The organism is Desulfosporosinus fructosivorans (assembly GCF_004766045.1).
GTDB lineage: Bacteria > Bacillota > Desulfitobacteriia > Desulfitobacteriales > Desulfitobacteriaceae > Desulfosporosinus > Desulfosporosinus fructosivorans.
The window spans coordinates 17594-33481 of record NZ_SPQQ01000009.1 but is presented as its reverse complement, the minus strand read 5'-3'; the positions used below and the strand labels follow the sequence as shown (position 1 = coordinate 33481).

Below are 15888 nucleotides of genomic sequence, written 5' to 3'. Positions count from 1 at the left end.
GTGAAGAAAATGAAGATAAGCAAAGAGAAATTTGGTCAATCATTCGATGCTTTAGCCGCTGAGTATAAAGTAATTGCTCCGGTTAGCGATGCAGGAGGAGTTAATTACGAAGCAGTAAAGAGCTTCTCCGAAGTCAAACAGAATTATCTAAATTCTAAGCTTCCTCCTAAATCCTTCTTTTTTCCTCAACATGAAAAACTTTTGTCTTATGTAAAAGAAGGCAAAGATGTAACAGTTAAGAACGAGCTGAAGGTAGAAAAAACGATTCTTTTTGGAATCAGACCATGTGATGCTAAAGGTTTTCTCCTTTTAGACACAGTCTTCAAAAATGATATGTTTACGGACCCATATTATTTTGAGCGTCGTGATAATACCGTTGTCATTGGACTCGCCTGTAATAAAATTGCCCCTACCTGTTTTTGCTCCTCAATGGGCTTTTCTCCGGCTAGCAGTGCTGGCGCAGATATTTTCCTAATTGATCTAGGAAATTCCTATCAAGTAGAAGTTATTACTGAAAAAGGTAAGACCTTGATGGCCGGTTTAGCTGGACTTGAAGAACTATCACCTGAGGATCAAACCCTCGTTGAGACTATTAAGAGTGCTCAGACAACCAGTCAAGTTGATGTCTCAACCATCACGAGTAAACTTGAGAAGTTTTTTGATCATTCCTATTGGGATACTCTCCAAGAGAAGTGCATCGGTTGTAATGCCTGTACATTTTCTTGCCCAACTTGTCACTGCTTCGATATTTCCGAGGAAGTGCGCAATAATGCGGGAACACGAGTTAGAACCTGGGATGGGTGCATGGCTCCTCTCTTTACCTTACATGCTTCTGGTCATAACCCTCGGGACAAGAAAAAAACCCGTTGGCGCCAGAGAATGATGCACAAATTCAACTATTTTGTCCATAACAGTGGAGATATTTCCTGTGTGGGCTGTGGTCGTTGCATCAAAAGTTGTCCAGTTAATTTAGATATTCGGCAGGTCATCGATGGGGTTAACAAAGCAGAATTGGTGGTGAACTAATGGAACAGAATCCTTATCTACCTATTAAAATGAAACTCATCAAAAACTTAGTGGAAACTGAAGATAGAAATATCAATACCTTCACTTTGGAGTTTCTCAATAAACAAGATGAAGAAAACTTCAAATATTTGCCCGGACAGTTCGCAGAAATTAGCGCCTTTGGTCACGGAGAAGCGCCGTTCGGTATCGCAACCTCCCCAACTGAACCTGGAATTCTCAAGTTTTCTGTTGCTAAAGTAGGGTGCGTGTCCAATGCCTTGCACCTTATGGAAGAGGGCACGATGGTTGGGGTAAGAGGACCCATGGGTAATTCTTATCCGATAGAAGACTTCAAAGGTAAAAATGTCGTTATCATCGGTGGGGGTTTTGCTTTCACTACTCTGCGCTCCCTGGCCGTCTATATGATGGATGAAAAACATCGTGCCGACTATGGGGATATTACCGTTATTTACGGTGCTAGAAACCCTGGTTTGTTGCTTTACAAAGACGAATTGGCAGAATGGGAAACTAATCCTAATATTAACCTCGTCACCACAATTGACAAAGAGTGCGATGGCTGGTGTCAACGGGTAGGCTTTATTCCTACCATAACCGAACAAGTAGCACCCTCTTCAGTGAATAGCTATGCTGTCGTCTGCGGACCACCAGTTATGATTAAGTACACTTTGCCGGTATTAGAAAAACTGAACTTCCCTCCAGAGCGAATCATCACTTCTTTGGAAATGCGGATGAAGTGTGGTTTAGGTATCTGTGGTCGTTGCAATATCGGGACGGAATACGTATGTAAAGATGGTCCGGTATTTACCATGGCTCAATTAAAAGAACTCCCAAGTGAATATTAATTTGATTGACGGAGGTGATAGTAAGATGGGTGAACCCATAAGAATTAAAAGCTTAGATCCAACCTTGCGTAACGAAGTAGCCGACTTGATGAAAGGTTTTGATTATTCCAATTGTCTTAGTTGTGGAATGTGTACCGCGGGTTGTGTGTATAGTGATTTAATGGAAGACCATGATCCACGCAAATTTATCCGCAAAATTGCGCTAGGTATGCGGGAAGAATTGGTTAGTGATCCTTTTGTCTGGAATTGCAATATGTGTGAACGCTGTACGGTAGAATGTCCAATGGGTGTAAATATTGCGGCTCTTACGAGAGCCTTCCGAGGTAAAACTGCTATGCCACCTGGCCATTTGCAGATTATTGCCGATGACCACATTCGCACGGGTAACCAAATGGCAGTTGAGCAAATCGATTATGATGAAACGATCGAGTGGATTGAGGAATTAATGCAGGAGGATCTGAAGGATCCTACCTTTAAGATCCCTTTAGACGTGCCTAATGCAGATTTTATGTTTGGTTTCAATGCTCGAGAAATCAAGCATTATCCGAGTGAACTGCAAACTATTTTAAATATTTTCCACGCTGCTAAAGCTAACTATACCTTGAGTAGTAAGCGCTGGGACGCGACCAATATTTGTTTGTTCACCGGTAAAAATGATGAATTTCAAGAAATTTCACGTCCGCTCTTCGAAGAAGCGGAGCGGCTTAACCCTAAGGAAATTATTGTCACAGAATGTGGCCATGCTTTCCGTTCAACAAGAATGTTTGCGCGTACTTTTTGGAAAGGTAAGCAGTTCCCAGTACGCCACATCGTTGAGCTGTATGCCGATTGGATTAAAGATGGCACGCTAAAACCAGATAAAACCAGAAATGTATTGCCTGTCACCCTCCATGATCCCTGTAATACTGTTCGTAAAGAAGGAGTCTCTGAACCACAACGTTATGTCTTAGAGAATATTGTCATGGATTTCCGCGACATGAATCCTAATGGTAAGAATAACATTTGTTGTGGAGCAGGTGGGGGCGCTCTAGCAGTTGCTGCGACCAAAGGACAGCGTATGATTAAAGCAAAACCTAAGGTCGATCAATTACTGGCTACTGGCGCAACGATAGGATGTATTCCCTGTCATAACTGTATTGACCAGTTTAACGACATGAATAAACACTACAAGCTCGGTATGAAAATTATGCATCTCAGTCCTTTGCTCGAGATCGCCTTAGGTTTAGCAGAACCAGAGTAATTATTACTGTCCAAGAAACGAGGAAGCCCCGACGGCGCAAAACGCCGTACGGGGCTTCTTTATCTAAATTTTAATCTCAATATACCAGTCGACTAAGATTTAGTCTGTTTTTTTAGCTTCCGACGTACCCCCAACATCAGAAGTAAGATAACGACTAAGGAGGGAATAATGAAAAGCAATTTTTGATTTAAAAAGGTTTTAGGAGGAGCTGCTATGATAGGCGCTGAGATTTCCGCTCCCAGCGTAGATTGTGTAATAACTTCTTTGTTTATAATCGCTTTATTGATGGGTACATCGTAGATGGCGGACCGAAGAGTATCATTTCCATAAGCTAAGCGATATTCACTGCTTCCCAAATCCTTATATACGAGTTTAGTAAGATAGTATTTAACCTTTATAGAATTTAGGATAATGGGCTTAGCATCGCGATTATGGACAATGAGCCTAAGTTTATCAACAGGGGGAGTATTCGTCCAATCGATGGCTTTTTTCATAGAGGAATCTGAGGGGGGGAGGTTAGAAAGTTCTCCTTCTGATAAATAATGTGTTGACTGATCAGTGACACCGAATAGACCATACGTTCGTTCGATTGTATCATTAGTGATAAGTTCTAAGCGAAAGGCGTTAAGGTGGTTTGCCTGAATCGTGATAATTGTATCCGTTCCCTCTTGGGTAGAGACATATTGTGCCTCTTCTAAGAGGATGAATGATTCTTTAGCTGTCTCAGTTGATGCGTCTTGGACCGATGCAATGAAATATGGTACTTCTTCATCCTGGTCATTAAGAACCCTTAAATCAGCGAGTTGGTTACTATGGGCATACACATCTTTATCTAGAACAACCGATTTATACCCTATCAAATTATCTGATTGGATTTGCCTTATATACTGAAAACTGCTTCCAGCATATAAGGGGGTAGCCAGTAGCAACAGAAGAAAAATATTAAGAATAGTTATCAGTTTATGCATGGAATTGCCTGTCTTGATCTGGGCACAACGTATGACAGGAATAGGATATCAGAAGTCTCTCGAAATTATCATTCTTGCCCAAAAATATCCCACCTTTCTTTATATATTATATTACTTTTCAAGATGTGAAAGCTAGACTATCCCTGCAATATATAGGCAATCCTTTAGCTAGATCACTATAACAATCACATCAGAAAACATGAACTACTTCAACTAGAAACGAACATTGAGCACGATATTACAATAAAGGTTATAATAAGCTATTATATAATAATCTTTGCCAATCATTAAATTTAACATTTAAAATGGGCAAAAAGTGAAAGAGAGAGAAAGAGATGGCAGTACAGATTTTAACCGATAGCACAAGCTACTTAGGGGAGGATATTACTAAAAAGTTCAGCATAAGAATGGTATCATTAAATCTTTCCTTTGGTAATGACAGCATGAGAGAAATCGATATAGATAACGAGCTATTTTACAAAATGATGGCTTTAAAAGGAATTCCAACCTCTTCCCAACCTCCAGTCGGAGAATTGTATAATGAAATGATCAACGTGGTCGAGCAAGGCGATAGTCTGTGTTGTATTTTTTTATCCGCGGATATGAGCGGTACTGTATCAACAGGCCAAATAGCAAAAGAAATGGTATTGGAAAAGTATAAGGATGCCTTGATAGAAATTGTTGACTCAAGGTCCAACTGTATGCAGCTTGGCTTTGCTGTCGTCATGGCAGCGAGAGCAGCAAAAGAAGGTAAGACACTAGAGCAGGTTAAAGAAGCTGCCTTACAAAATATCCAAAGAAGTCGGTTCTTATTTATACCGGAGAATCTTGAATACTTAAAAAAGGGTGGCAGGATCGGTGGCGCAGGTGCTTTACTGGGAAACTTGTTTAAAATTATTCCAATATTGACTGTGGAAAACGGCAAAACAACAATTCTGATGAAGGTAAGAACAAAGAAAAATGCTGTTTTGGCTATGATTGATAAAATGTTGCAAGATATTAGCACCTATGATTTAGGAGAGATTGTGGTTCAACATATCAATTGTCTGGACGAAGCAAAAGAGCTAGCGAAGGTGCTTAAAGATAAATTAAAAGTTAATGTAGATATTATGGGTATTGGACCAGTCATTGGCTTGCATGTAGGTCCAGGTACTATTGCTATTGTTTATTATACACACAAGGCTATGAGATAAGAGTTTAAATAGTGTACCCACGATATAATACCAACATTTATTTATCTTTAGCTAAACTAGTTCACTCTAGTCTGCTCAAGAGAAGCCACCGCCAATATTTCGGGCGGTGGCTTCTCTTATTTTCGGTGAGAATCGAGGACATACCCTCGAAAACTAGTCTACAAAAATTTGTCTAAGTGCAATGATATAGTTAAATCAGTGGTTAAGAGCCAATACGAAACTGAACGCTGCAATGCAAATTACGAAGAGGGAAGGGATAAACAATGTCAATTATGGAAATCACTCAATCAGGCGTTAATAACAGGCTACCATTAAAGTCGAAATGGACGACACTCTCCAATACTCTTTTACTTTCAATTATCATGCTATCCTCATTAGACTTATCCTTAGCATCCATCCGGAATGATACTTTGTCCAACTTCACTAAATATGTTTTAACAGATCTAACCCTCATCGTAATCGTCTTAATCTTCTCTTTTAATCTTATTGCTAAGGGTAGAGAGGGGGTTAAATGTTTTCTTGCCTACATTTTGTTCTTGTGGATTTGTATTACTATTCTAAAATCAGTTTTCTAATTGTGATACCGAATTTACGGGACGACAGTTATTAGAACTTTAACTACTTCGCATTTTATGCCTTTACCTCTAATTTGATCTACATAACTACAAGCATTATCGAGAGGGAGATAAGCTGCCATACTCAAATTAAGTGTTGATCTTAATTTAACTTTGTTATTGATCCCTCCACCTAGCCAATATGAACCATCTTCTAATAAAATCGCATATACCAGTTCGCTTTCCTTTATAGGTTGCACTTTATCACTCCTTCATCTTTAGTTGAACGAGTTCACGCCTTGAGACATTGGACTATTTAATTATTCAATTTAGTTATTATAGACGCTACTTTTCATAATGTCTATTGTCCACTACTTACTGAATCTTCTATGCTATTAAAAGATATATATTGATATTCTCAGACAATACGGCTATAATAAGAACAGATGTTCCTTTTGTTGAAATATGTGTACTGTTCGGGTAGGAGTAGGAAGATTGTATGTTTTGTATGTTTTGATAAAAGATATATCAGAAGTCTAGATTATTTGATCGCAGTCTTACATTTGTGTGGAGGTGCAATAATGTCAAACCTAACAGTCATATGTTATCTTTCCTCATTATTATCTTACGGAATGGGATTTTTACAAACGTTGGCCATCAAGGACGGAGTGACCGAACATGTAGCTACCTTTGACACCTTTCATGTCTCTGTTGCAACGGGTTATTTTGTTTTAGCAATCTTCCTTGCTGTAATTGGATCTCTTTTCTTTTACGCTAAATTGAGTCGAGAACAAGAACGCACTAAAATTATAAAAAGGAGTTCCAAAGAAGAGCTTCTCTCGGCCTAATCTATACATATTTTGATAATTATATATAGTTAACTGGTTTAACTTAACTTAACTTAACTTAAATTGAATCGAATCGATTACCCATACCACCTATCCTACGGTGGTATGGGTAATATTTTTCTTGTAATATCTAGGTTTATATGATAAATTCTTAAATATAAGAATTATACCCATACGGGGTAGGGGAGTGGGTAGGCATATGAAAGAGAGTATTACGCGCAGAACATTTTTCAAGAGAACCACTGCTGCTGGAATTTTAGGGGTACTTGCAGCAACTGGTCTAAACAAGCCTGTTCAGGCCACAGGACTAAGTAGTGGTAAACTGGGTACCTTAATTGACTTAACTAAGTGTGATGGCTGTAAAGATCACGCTTCACCATTTTGTGTTGTTGCATGTGGCAAGCATAACCAGGAAAGATTCCCTGAACCCAAAAAACCATTGAAAAATTACTGGCCACAGAAAAAGGTTGAGGATTGGTCAAATAAAAGAGATCTTAAAAGCCGTTTAACTCCTTATAACTGGACATTCGTTGACCATGTTAAGGTTGAACATAATGGCCTTGAACAAGAGGTTTTCGTTCCACGACGCTGCATGCACTGTGATAATCCGACTTGTTCAAAACTATGTCCCTTTAGCGCGATTACTAAAGATCAATCGGGAGCGGTGTCGATTGACGATGAATTATGCTTCGGAGGGGCTAAATGTCGTGATGTATGTCCTTGGGGTATTCCCCAGCGACAAGCTGGAGTTGGAATCTACCTCGATATTGCCCCAGACTTAGCCGGTGGTGGAGTCATGTATAAGTGCGACATGTGCGTTGACCTTTTAGCTGAGGGCATACAACCTGCTTGTGTGAGCACTTGTCCGAAGGGTGCCATCTCGATTGGCCCGAGAGAAGACGTTAGAAACCTTGCTTATAAAAAGGCAAAAGAAATTAGTGGCTATGTCTACGGGGATAAAGAAAATGGAGGAACTGCGACCTTATACATTTCGGCCGTTCCATTCGAGAAAATTGATGCTGCGATCAAAGCAGACAAAGCGAGTAAAAAGGATGTTGCCCCAGGTCGTCCTGGTATGCCTGTTAATGTCGAAAATTACCTATCTACGGGAAAAGGAATGTTCTTGAGTGCTGTAATGGCTCCATTCGCAGGAGCAGCAGTTGCCGGCATAACGGCTTATCGAACCATAAAAGGGGATAAAGCTAAACGACTACAGAACGACATGAATGATCAAGGAGGCGAAGGAAATGAATAACCCCAAGCCTCGTAAAATCTTAAGACAAAGCCTTGCCAATCGCTTTGTGCACTGGACAACGGCCCTCTCGGTTTTGTTACTAATCATCACTGGTTTAGGGCAACTTCCGCTATATACTCGCTACAATGTCACAAAATTACCCGGTGCAGAATGGCTCGGCGACTATTTTATAACCATTAACCTTCATTATTTGGCTGCGTTTGGACTATTATTTGCCGCAACGTTCCATATTGTTTATGCATTCGCACGCAAGGAGTTTGATATTTTCCCCCGTAAGGGAGATATGAAAGAATCCTATCAGATTATAAAAGCAATGCTGACTAAAGGCCAAGAGCCAGCCTCGGATAAATACCTAGCCGAACAACGAGTAGCTTATCTGTTCATTGGGCTAAGTCTTCTCCTCTTAATAGTTACAGGTTTGATTAAGACTCTGAAGAATGTTCCTGGCGTTGACTTTTCGCACTCTCTTTTGTATTGGAACACGGCATTGCATAATATTGGCACGGTCTTAATAATTTTCGGAGTTATCGGGCACCTAGCTGCATTTCTACTCAAGGAAAACCGACCACTAATTCCAGGAATGTTTACAGGATCAATTAGCTGGGAATATGTCAAACATCGCCATACCCTTTGGTATGCGAAACTCCTTCGCAATGGCGAAATCAATGAAACCAATCACGACGATGGATCCAAAATCCAAAGTGGAGTTAATTCTAAATCAACCTCAGTGTAATCGTAAAGGTCAGCAAGGTGGATTGGTAATTTAAAAAAGTTAAACAACTCCCCTTTAGGGCTCCACCCTAGAGGGGAGTTGTTTTTCTAGTACCTTAGCGATTTCATTTTAAGAATGAATTATCCCTACTTAAACTTTATTAATGCAGCCGAACGTTTTAGTTGTTCATCAAGCACCTTAGCATAAATCCTTGTAGTTCTAGGGTCGGAATGTCCTAAAGCGTCTTGTACAATCGCGAGGTTATCCGTCTCGCGAAGTAGTAATGTGGCAAAAGTTGAACGCATTTTGTGAGCGCTAAAACCGTCTGTATTATGGCCCATTGTTTTGAGAATTCCCATATATTTCGCAATGAGATTTTGAACTGCTCTTGTGCTTATACGTTTTCCTTGCATAGAGAGAAATAACGCTTCTGACTTACCCTGAGCATAGCGTTGCCGTTCATTTAGAAGATAAACGTTCAATGCCTCAGCTACTTCAGTATTAAAGTATACGACAGTCTCTTTATTTCCTTTGCGGATAACTTCAAAGCAACCTTTATTAAGATTGGTTGTTGTGAGATTAAGGTTACAAAGTTCGGATAAACGCAAACCCGTCCCAATAAAGGTAAGAAATATTGCATAATTGCGTTTTTCTATATAAGTATGATATTTGAGCTGTTCCTTAGATAAACCAGTTCCGCTCTGTAAAATGTCAGTAAGGTCAGCAATTTGATTTGGCTCAAGTGCTTTAGGAAGCTTTTGGTTGACGTTTATAGGGTCTAACTTGATAGTAACATCAATAGAAATCATATCTTCGCGTAGCAAATATCGATAAAGAGATTTTATGACTGCTTGTTTACGGGCGAGAGCACGCACCCCATTGTTGCGTTTAATACTAGCCCAGCTCAAATATGCTTCTATATCGCGATGCCCAATATTTCTCATATGTAATAAACTAATTTCAACAGGAAAAGAGGGGAAGATAGGAGTTGAATCACATAGGAATTGAAAGAACAAACGAAGTTCATTGGTATAGGCATATTGAGTATTTTTTGACTTATTTATGACCGCAAGGTGATTAATAAAATCTTGTGCGAAATGGGGAAGGGTAGAAGGAGTCAATTCATTATTAGCTTTCATTAGTGCCTCCGTATTATATATTTATGATTGATATTCATTATAAATGGTAAGTGTCGTTAGGATCAATCGGATAGCTCTAACACTAATAAGGACGTTTTCGACAATAACTTCTCTATTGCTGCCCGTTAGATTGAATTTTATATTCAGCCAGCTAAATTAGTTGCCTAGATCGTTTTTGAACGGTCTGATTTTTTTTGGCTTTACTCGGATAATAGTATAACTAAGAGGGAATGAAGGCAAGAAAGATGTGTAACCCTTTTCACCCTTTTATCTTCTGATATATCAGAAGAATAGAGAGGAGGTTTTATAATTTTTTTGGCAAAGGTTATATTTGTGAGTAAAATACAATCCTTTAAAGAAGGTGATATCCTCAGATTTGTTGAAGTTATTAGCAAATACTATATGTGATAATAAAAAGAGTGAGGAGTTGAAAGGTGTATGCGTTCATTAATGCTGGGCTTAGTTGTTGGAGTAATTGGCATAATTCTTTCTTTATTTTTGAATAACTCTGAAATGATTATGTACGCTCTATTAATAATTGGATTTATTCCAATTATAATATCGGGTTTCCTGTCTGGGGCGTATGTGAGTGGTGATAGAGTGAGAGGAAATTATTCTGATTCTAAAGATTTTAATGAACGATCAGGTTGGTCAACCAAATTATTCTTCTTCGGAATACCTTGCGTGTTGGCTGCAGTAGTTATTATCTATATCACTTAAAAGACCATTCCTGTATATTGGAAAGAGTTTACGATGGGAGAAGACTAAGGATGTTTTTGAGACGATTGAGTTTTCTAAAGGAAAGGATTCAAAGTCACAAGGTCTATCCGTTCTCTATAGGTGCGTTTAAGGGATTGGAAACGATCGAATTTCGTAACAATGTGACATTTTTCGTAGGCGAAAATGGTTCAGGAAAATCGACGCTCCTTGAAGCCATTGCCTATAAATGTGATTTCAACACAGCTGGTGGGGGAAGGAATAACTTTTATGAAGTCCATTCTTCAGAATCAGCGTTGGGTGATTTTATAAGGCTTTCCTGGGCACCGAAAATCACGAATGGTTTTTTCCTAAGGGCAGAAAGCCTCTACAACTTTGCATCGCATATTGACAGTCTTGGTCCAGCCGCTTATGAGCCATATGGAGGAAAATCCCTTCACAAACAATCGCATGGAGAATCATTTTTGTCACTATTCGCCAATAGGTTTGGAAAACAAGGAATCTATTTATTGGATGAACCGGAGGCGGCACTGTCCCCCTCTCGCCAACTCATTCTGTTGAGAATCATAAAGGACTTGGAGACAGATGGTCAATCCCAGTTTATCATTGCAACTCATTCTCCGATTATTTTGGCTTACCCAGATGCACAAATTCTTGATTTCGATACTTCACCGATTTCTCAAACAACGTACGAAAATACCTCACATTACCAGATTACCAAAGGGTTTTTGGAAAATAGAAATCGTTATTTAAGGAAGCTCTTTGAAGATTAGTCCATCGCCTAATCATTTTTTTGTTTAAAGAGAACAGCGATTGAGGCTAATACATAGGGTCTTAAGATATTTAGAAGAGGCAAGGGGCGAGGGTGCAGATGACGATTAGAACTGTTTCGATTATAGGTTTAGGTGCCTTAGGAATTATATTTGCTAAGCATTTTTCTGATAATTTACCAAAAGGTGATGTTCGTGTTATTGTAAATCAAAGTCGTAGGCAGAGATATGAGAAGTATGGTATTTATTGTAATGGTGAGCGTTGTGATTTTAATTATGTATTACCTGAAAGCGAGCAAAAACCTGCAGATTTATTAATTTTCTGTGTGAAATTCAATCAATTACAGCAGGCTATTGAGGACGCAAGGTATCAAGTGGGAGAGCATACAATCATTCTTTCGGCACTTAATGGAATTTCTAGTGAAGAAATCATTGGAAAAACATTGGGAATGGAAAAAATACTTTATTGCGTTGCACAAGGGATGGATGCAGTGAAAATTGAAAACAAGTTGACCTATAAAAACATGGGAATGATCTGCTTTGGTGAAAAAGAAAATACCACATGGTCTGAGAAAGTAACTGTTGTTGCAGATTTATTAGATAAGCTTAAATTTCCTTATGAAGTTCCCAAAGATATGGATCATCGGTTGTGGGGGAAATTTATGTTGAATACAGGAGTAAATCAAACAGTAGCTGTATTTTCAACAAATTATGGTGGTATTCAAGTAGAGGGTGAAGCTAGAGAGGTTATGATAGCTGCAATGAGGGAAGTTATCGCCCTCTCTCATAAGGTGGGTATTAATTTAGGCGAATCAGATTTAACGTATTGGTTAAATGTCCTAGCCAAGTTAAATCCCTTGGGGATGCCATCTATGCGTCAAGATATGGCAGCAAACAGGAAAACAGAGGTAGGGCTTTTTTCAGGAACAGCCATCTACTTGGGAAGGCAATATCATGTGCCAACACCGACAAATGAATGGCTGTATCAAAAAGTACAAGAGATGGAAAAGGACTTCGACATGCAAAAATAAGGAGGCAATTATTATGAAAACGAGTGGAAGAACAGTTTTAATAACTGGTGGAGGGTCGGGAATAGGCTTAGCGATCGCAGAGCGTTTTTACAAGGCCGGCAATAAAGTTATCATTTGCGGACGACGTAAAGAAATATTGCAAGATGCCTTGGAGAGACTTCCAGATTTACACACTATTGTTTGTGACATTGCTAATGAGGATGACCGGAAGTTACTGTTTGAATCCATTGTCAATGAGTTTCCAGAACTGGATGTACTCGTGAACAATGCAGGAATTCAACAACGAGTAAACTTACAGAGCGTGACCGCTGACTGGAATTATTATCACCAAGAAATTATTGCCAATCTGGAAGCACCTATTCATTTGTCTTTACTGTTCCTCCCGCATTTACTAAAGAAAAAGGAAGGGACAGTTATCAATGTTTCATCAAATTTAGGGGTCACACCAGCTGCTTGGCTGCCCATTTATAGTTCTACCAAAGCAGCAATGCATTCGTTTACCATGAGTCTCCGGTTGCAATTGGCTGATACAAATGTAAATATTGTAGAAATTATGCCCAATGCAATTAATACAGATTTAGGCGGTGTAGGATTACATACATTCGGTGTCCCAGTTAACGAATTTGCTGACGCGGTGTTTGCTGGGCTAGAAAATGGGATCTTAGAAATTGGTTATGCTGGAAGCGAGATAACCATACGAGCTTCGAGAGACGAAATTGACGAAGGTGCAAAATGTAAGTGGCAAAATTTTATCAAGAACAATCCGGAATTTTAAATGTAACCCTGATATTCACGTAGTGCAATGCTTAAAGCTTATGGATGCAAAAAATTAAAATAATTTACATCATAATTCAAGGTCAATGACCTCAAATTATGATGTATTTGTTCGTAGTATTCAGTCTGTTGCCAGTAAATTTGGGACGAGATATAATCAAACGTATGCTTGGTAAAAAGGAAAGAATATAGTAATTTTCGAAATGTTTTTGATCGTAGAAAAGAGGATAACTTGTGTTGTTTGAAAATGAACTCGGTGATGGAGATGCAACCGCAAATTGGCTGTTGATTAAAGGAAATAAAATTCTCGTTTTTATTGATAAAGTGCAATTTACTTTACCAGAAATCAATATATATAAGTTGAGTAAGAAGATGGCCAAGAGTCAATATCTTGATCGAGTGGATGGGCGTTCTTGTTATGTTGCTGAACTTACCGCGGACACGGTTGCACCGGAAGGTATGTTATTTTACGACCTAAGGGGCTTACTTGGTCAGATCCCAGATGATTTGTTTTTCCTAGCAGGTAAGGCTTTTCAAATTTTACATTGGGATCATACTCATAAATATTGCAGCCAGTGCGGAGCACAGACAGAAAATAAGATTGATGAAAGGGCAAAGCTTTGTCCTTCTTGTGGGTTTGTAAACTATCCACGGATTTCCCCAGCAATTATTGTGGCTATTACCAAAGGACGTGAAATTTTGTTAGCGAAGGGGAGTAGTTTTCAAACCAATTTTTATAGTGTTTTAGCAGGCTTTGTGGAACCAGGGGAAACATTTGAAGAGTGTGTGCAAAGAGAAGTAGAAGAAGAAGTAGGCCTGAAAGTTAAAAATATCAAATATTTTGGCAGCCAACCTTGGCCCTTCCCCGATTCTATAATGGTAGGTTTTACATCTGAGTATGAGAGTGGCGACATAATTATGGATAAGAAAGAAATCTTGGATGCAGGATGGTTTTCTGCCGATCAACTCCCTAAGGTACCCGGCATCGGAAGTATAGCTAGGCATTTAATAGATTGGTTTGTACAAAGCTAATGAATCATGATTTAATGAGATTTACCCAAGAGAGGTACACTGGGCAGCCCTCCGTGGTGCCCTTTGGTTTCGCAAGGCTTATAACCTGGTATACAACACAATATAAGAACCGTTACATTGAATGACAAAAATAATCAAGCCCCTGTATTCCCGAATGTGGAATACAGGGGCTTGTGATTTGTGGAAACTTTGCACTTCTTTGGGTTGAGAACCGTCATGCTGGCGTTTGACAGTTAATTAATTGGAACCCTTACGTAGCAAGGGTTCCAGAACAACAGAATGTGGTGATAAACGTTGTGCGGAATCACATCGCAAAGGGGGAGAAGAAGCTGCTCGGACTGGAAAACCAGTAGTCTATGAATGTCATGCAGGTCTGATCGATTTTGCGGCACCGATTATGGTAGACGGGCAACTGATTGGTACTATTTTGGGGGGACAAGTATTAACGGATGTTCCTAATGAAGCAAAGTACCGTGAAGTTGCAAAGGAGATTGGAGTGGGTGAGGATGGATTTGTTGAAGCAGTACAAGAAATTAAAAAAATGTCGCACGAAAGCATAGAATCCGCGGCTATGGTACTCTTTATTGTTGCTAATAATATGTCGAACACTACTTATCGCCAACAACAGAAACTGAAAAATGTGGCCGATACACTTAGCGATGGATTGGGACAAATATCTGCAACTATGGAGGAATTGGCGGCTTCGGCTGTCATTGTTAGTGATAATCAGGAACTTCTAAATAGTGAGATAAAAAATGTCAATATTGTCACTGGGAAAATTGATGTAGTAATGGATTTTATTAAAGATGTTGCGGATGAAACTAGGCTATTAGGTTTAAATGCAGCTATTGAAGCAGCTAGAGCTGGTGAAGCTGGACTAGGATTTGGTGTTGTAGCCCAAGAAATCAGGAAACTCTCAGCCGATTCTAAGGAAACTGTAGGCAAGATCAAAGCGCTAACCACAAGCATAAAGGAGTCCGTAGACAAAACTGTATTTATGGGCAATGAAACCACAAACACAATAGAGCAACAGACTGCTGCTATTGAAGAAGTGACAGCAAACGTAATGGAAATTTCAAGTCTTGCGGAACAATTAAATGATCTTACCAAAGCCTAATAAATGGGAATCAATTGAAGGGAGGAGACGTTTTTGAGCATTCGATTAGTTATATTTGAATTAGACAGCGAAGAATATGGCATTAATATTACAGCTGTTAACGGTATTCTACGGGCAAGAAAATTCAAAGTACAGAATTTGCCTGGTACAGATAAATCAATTGAAGGTATGATAAATTTACGTGGAAGCGTTAATTATATTTTCAACTTAAGGAAGAAGTTGAATTTAATAGAAAAGGAGATCTCCGACGAGAGTAAGTTTATCATGTTAAATGCCCATAACTCAACAATTGGATGCATTGTTGATGAGGTTACGGATATTGTTAAGTTAAATGATGATCAGGTGCAGTCGGCGCCAAATTTTATTAGTGAAGTTAGTGATAATTACATTATAGGTATCGGGAAAATTGAAAATAGAATGATTATTATTCTAGATGCAGAGAAAATATTTGCGACAGAATTTGCGACTCTTTAGGATGCTGTTACTTATTAAGGAACTCGGTACTGTCTATAAAAAACATCCTGAATAGTGGAATCTATTTTGCCCTTTGTGACAGCTATGCTGGTACCGGACAAAGTATTGACTATCGCCGAGAGACGTTCTCAAAGAACCTCTCTTTTGGGGTCCGATAAGCAACGGTAGCCCTCTTTCCATAAACCTATTTATTCGT

17 protein-coding genes are annotated in these 15888 nt (G+C 39.1%); 14 read left to right on the top strand and 3 right to left on the bottom strand.

Annotated elements, in window-relative coordinates:
• Nucleotides 1-9 precede the first annotated feature (9 nt).
• From E4K67_RS21295 to E4K67_RS21285, 3 genes are read left to right on the top strand one after another with little or no spacing between them, the layout of a single operon-like run.
• The gene (locus E4K67_RS21295) at nt 10-1026 is read left to right on the top strand and encodes a 4Fe-4S dicluster domain-containing protein (protein ID WP_135550410.1); all 1017 of its coding nucleotides are present in this window, start codon (nt 10-12) and stop codon (nt 1024-1026) included.
• The gene (locus E4K67_RS21290; protein ID WP_135550408.1) at nt 1026-1868 is read left to right on the top strand and encodes an FAD/NAD(P)-binding protein; all 843 of its coding nucleotides are present in this window, start codon (nt 1026-1028) and stop codon (nt 1866-1868) included. Before E4K67_RS21295 ends, E4K67_RS21290 begins: the two co-directional genes overlap by 1 nt.
• Before the next feature lie 25 nt (nt 1869-1893).
• Entirely contained in the window at nt 1894-3108 is a 1215-nt protein-coding gene (locus E4K67_RS21285) for a (Fe-S)-binding protein (RefSeq protein WP_135550406.1), read from the top strand.
• 92 nt (nt 3109-3200) lie between these two features.
• On the opposite strand, the gene E4K67_RS21280 is transcribed toward E4K67_RS21285, so the two are convergent.
• Nucleotides 3201-4076, bottom strand: a complete 876-nt coding sequence (locus tag E4K67_RS21280; RefSeq protein ID WP_135550404.1) for a hypothetical protein — start codon at nt 4074-4076, stop codon at nt 3201-3203.
• A gap of 335 nt (nt 4077-4411) precedes the next feature.
• Between E4K67_RS21280 and E4K67_RS21275 the strand changes: the two genes are divergently transcribed.
• Complete coding sequence (locus E4K67_RS21275; protein WP_135550402.1) at nt 4412-5269, top strand: DegV family protein; 858 nt, start codon at nt 4412-4414, stop codon at nt 5267-5269.
• 589 nt (nt 5270-5858) lie between these two features.
• Here E4K67_RS21275 and E4K67_RS21270 read toward each other — a convergent pair.
• Nucleotides 5859-6083: a hypothetical protein gene (locus E4K67_RS21270; protein WP_135550400.1), complete on the bottom strand. Its 225-nt coding sequence runs from the start codon at nt 6081-6083 to the stop codon at nt 5859-5861.
• A 321-nt stretch (nt 6084-6404) separates the two neighbouring features.
• Here E4K67_RS21270 and E4K67_RS21265 point away from each other — a divergent pair, with 321 nt between their 5' ends.
• The 3 genes from E4K67_RS21265 to E4K67_RS21255 all read left to right on the top strand — a co-directional run bounded on the left by E4K67_RS21265 (nt 6405) and on the right by E4K67_RS21255 (nt 8659).
• The gene (locus tag E4K67_RS21265) at nt 6405-6671 is read left to right on the top strand and encodes a hypothetical protein (protein WP_135550398.1); all 267 of its coding nucleotides are present in this window, start codon (nt 6405-6407) and stop codon (nt 6669-6671) included.
• A 199-nt stretch (nt 6672-6870) separates the two neighbouring features.
• Entirely contained in the window at nt 6871-7926 is a 1056-nt protein-coding gene (locus E4K67_RS21260; RefSeq protein ID WP_135550397.1) for a 4Fe-4S dicluster domain-containing protein, read from the top strand.
• A complete protein-coding gene (locus E4K67_RS21255; RefSeq protein WP_135550395.1) occupies nt 7919-8659 on the top strand; it encodes a formate dehydrogenase subunit gamma in 741 nt (246 codons plus the stop codon). Before E4K67_RS21260 ends, E4K67_RS21255 begins: the two co-directional genes overlap by 8 nt.
• Before the next feature lie 125 nt (nt 8660-8784).
• Here the strand turns inward: E4K67_RS21255 and E4K67_RS21250 are convergent, their stop codons facing one another.
• On the bottom strand, nt 8785-9777 hold the full coding sequence (locus E4K67_RS21250) for a tyrosine-type recombinase/integrase (RefSeq protein WP_135550394.1): 993 nt from the start codon (nt 9775-9777) through the stop codon (nt 8785-8787).
• A gap of 438 nt (nt 9778-10215) precedes the next feature.
• Between E4K67_RS21250 and E4K67_RS21245 the strand changes: the two genes are divergently transcribed.
• The 7 genes from E4K67_RS21245 to E4K67_RS21215 all read left to right on the top strand — a co-directional run bounded on the left by E4K67_RS21245 (nt 10216) and on the right by E4K67_RS21215 (nt 15692).
• A complete protein-coding gene (locus E4K67_RS21245; protein WP_135550392.1) occupies nt 10216-10497 on the top strand; it encodes a DUF5316 family protein in 282 nt (93 codons plus the stop codon).
• Nucleotides 10498-10547: 50 nt separating this feature from the next.
• A complete protein-coding gene (locus E4K67_RS21240; protein WP_135550390.1) occupies nt 10548-11267 on the top strand; it encodes an AAA family ATPase in 720 nt (239 codons plus the stop codon).
• Nucleotides 11268-11365: 98 nt separating this feature from the next.
• Nucleotides 11366-12295 (top strand): ketopantoate reductase family protein, encoded by a 930-nt coding sequence (locus E4K67_RS21235; RefSeq protein ID WP_135550388.1) that lies wholly within the window; start codon nt 11366-11368, stop codon nt 12293-12295.
• A gap of 13 nt (nt 12296-12308) precedes the next feature.
• The gene (locus E4K67_RS21230; RefSeq protein WP_135550386.1) at nt 12309-13070 is read left to right on the top strand and encodes an SDR family oxidoreductase; all 762 of its coding nucleotides are present in this window, start codon (nt 12309-12311) and stop codon (nt 13068-13070) included.
• Between the two features lie 233 nt (nt 13071-13303).
• Nucleotides 13304-14101 carry an NAD(+) diphosphatase gene (gene nudC, locus E4K67_RS21225; protein ID WP_243454572.1) on the top strand — a complete coding sequence of 266 codons (798 nt, stop codon included), beginning with the start codon at nt 13304-13306 and terminating at the stop codon, nt 14099-14101.
• Nucleotides 14102-14342: 241 nt separating this feature from the next.
• Nucleotides 14343-15218, top strand: a complete 876-nt coding sequence (locus E4K67_RS21220) for a PocR ligand-binding domain-containing protein (protein ID WP_243454571.1) — start codon at nt 14343-14345, stop codon at nt 15216-15218.
• A 33-nt stretch (nt 15219-15251) separates the two neighbouring features.
• The gene (locus tag E4K67_RS21215) at nt 15252-15692 is read left to right on the top strand and encodes a chemotaxis protein CheW (protein ID WP_135550384.1); all 441 of its coding nucleotides are present in this window, start codon (nt 15252-15254) and stop codon (nt 15690-15692) included.
• Nucleotides 15693-15888: the final 196 nt, after the last annotated feature.

What these genes read in the sequence shown, in the direction of transcription:
- E4K67_RS21260 (WP_135550397.1), top strand. Translation starts at nt 6,871, where the DNA reads ATGAAAGAGAGTATTACGCGCAGAACATTTTTCAAGAGAACCACTGCT.
- E4K67_RS21240 (WP_135550390.1), top strand. Translation starts at nt 10,548, where the DNA reads ATGTTTTTGAGACGATTGAGTTTTCTAAAGGAAAGGATTCAAAGTCAC.
- E4K67_RS21290 (WP_135550408.1), top strand. Translation starts at nt 1,026, where the DNA reads ATGGAACAGAATCCTTATCTACCTATTAAAATGAAACTCATCAAAAAC.
- E4K67_RS21230 (WP_135550386.1), top strand. Translation starts at nt 12,309, where the DNA reads ATGAAAACGAGTGGAAGAACAGTTTTAATAACTGGTGGAGGGTCGGGA.
- E4K67_RS21280 (WP_135550404.1), bottom strand. Translation starts at nt 4,076, where the DNA reads ATGCATAAACTGATAACTATTCTTAATATTTTTCTTCTGTTGCTACTG.
- E4K67_RS21285 (WP_135550406.1), top strand. Translation starts at nt 1,894, where the DNA reads ATGGGTGAACCCATAAGAATTAAAAGCTTAGATCCAACCTTGCGTAAC.
- E4K67_RS21265 (WP_135550398.1), top strand. Translation starts at nt 6,405, where the DNA reads ATGTCAAACCTAACAGTCATATGTTATCTTTCCTCATTATTATCTTAC.
- E4K67_RS21295 (WP_135550410.1), top strand. Translation starts at nt 10, where the DNA reads ATGAAGATAAGCAAAGAGAAATTTGGTCAATCATTCGATGCTTTAGCC.
- E4K67_RS21275 (WP_135550402.1), top strand. Translation starts at nt 4,412, where the DNA reads ATGGCAGTACAGATTTTAACCGATAGCACAAGCTACTTAGGGGAGGAT.
- E4K67_RS21245 (WP_135550392.1), top strand. Translation starts at nt 10,216, where the DNA reads ATGCGTTCATTAATGCTGGGCTTAGTTGTTGGAGTAATTGGCATAATT.
- E4K67_RS21255 (WP_135550395.1), top strand. Translation starts at nt 7,919, where the DNA reads ATGAATAACCCCAAGCCTCGTAAAATCTTAAGACAAAGCCTTGCCAAT.
- E4K67_RS21250 (WP_135550394.1), bottom strand. Translation starts at nt 9,777, where the DNA reads ATGAAAGCTAATAATGAATTGACTCCTTCTACCCTTCCCCATTTCGCA.
- E4K67_RS21235 (WP_135550388.1), top strand. Translation starts at nt 11,366, where the DNA reads ATGACGATTAGAACTGTTTCGATTATAGGTTTAGGTGCCTTAGGAATT.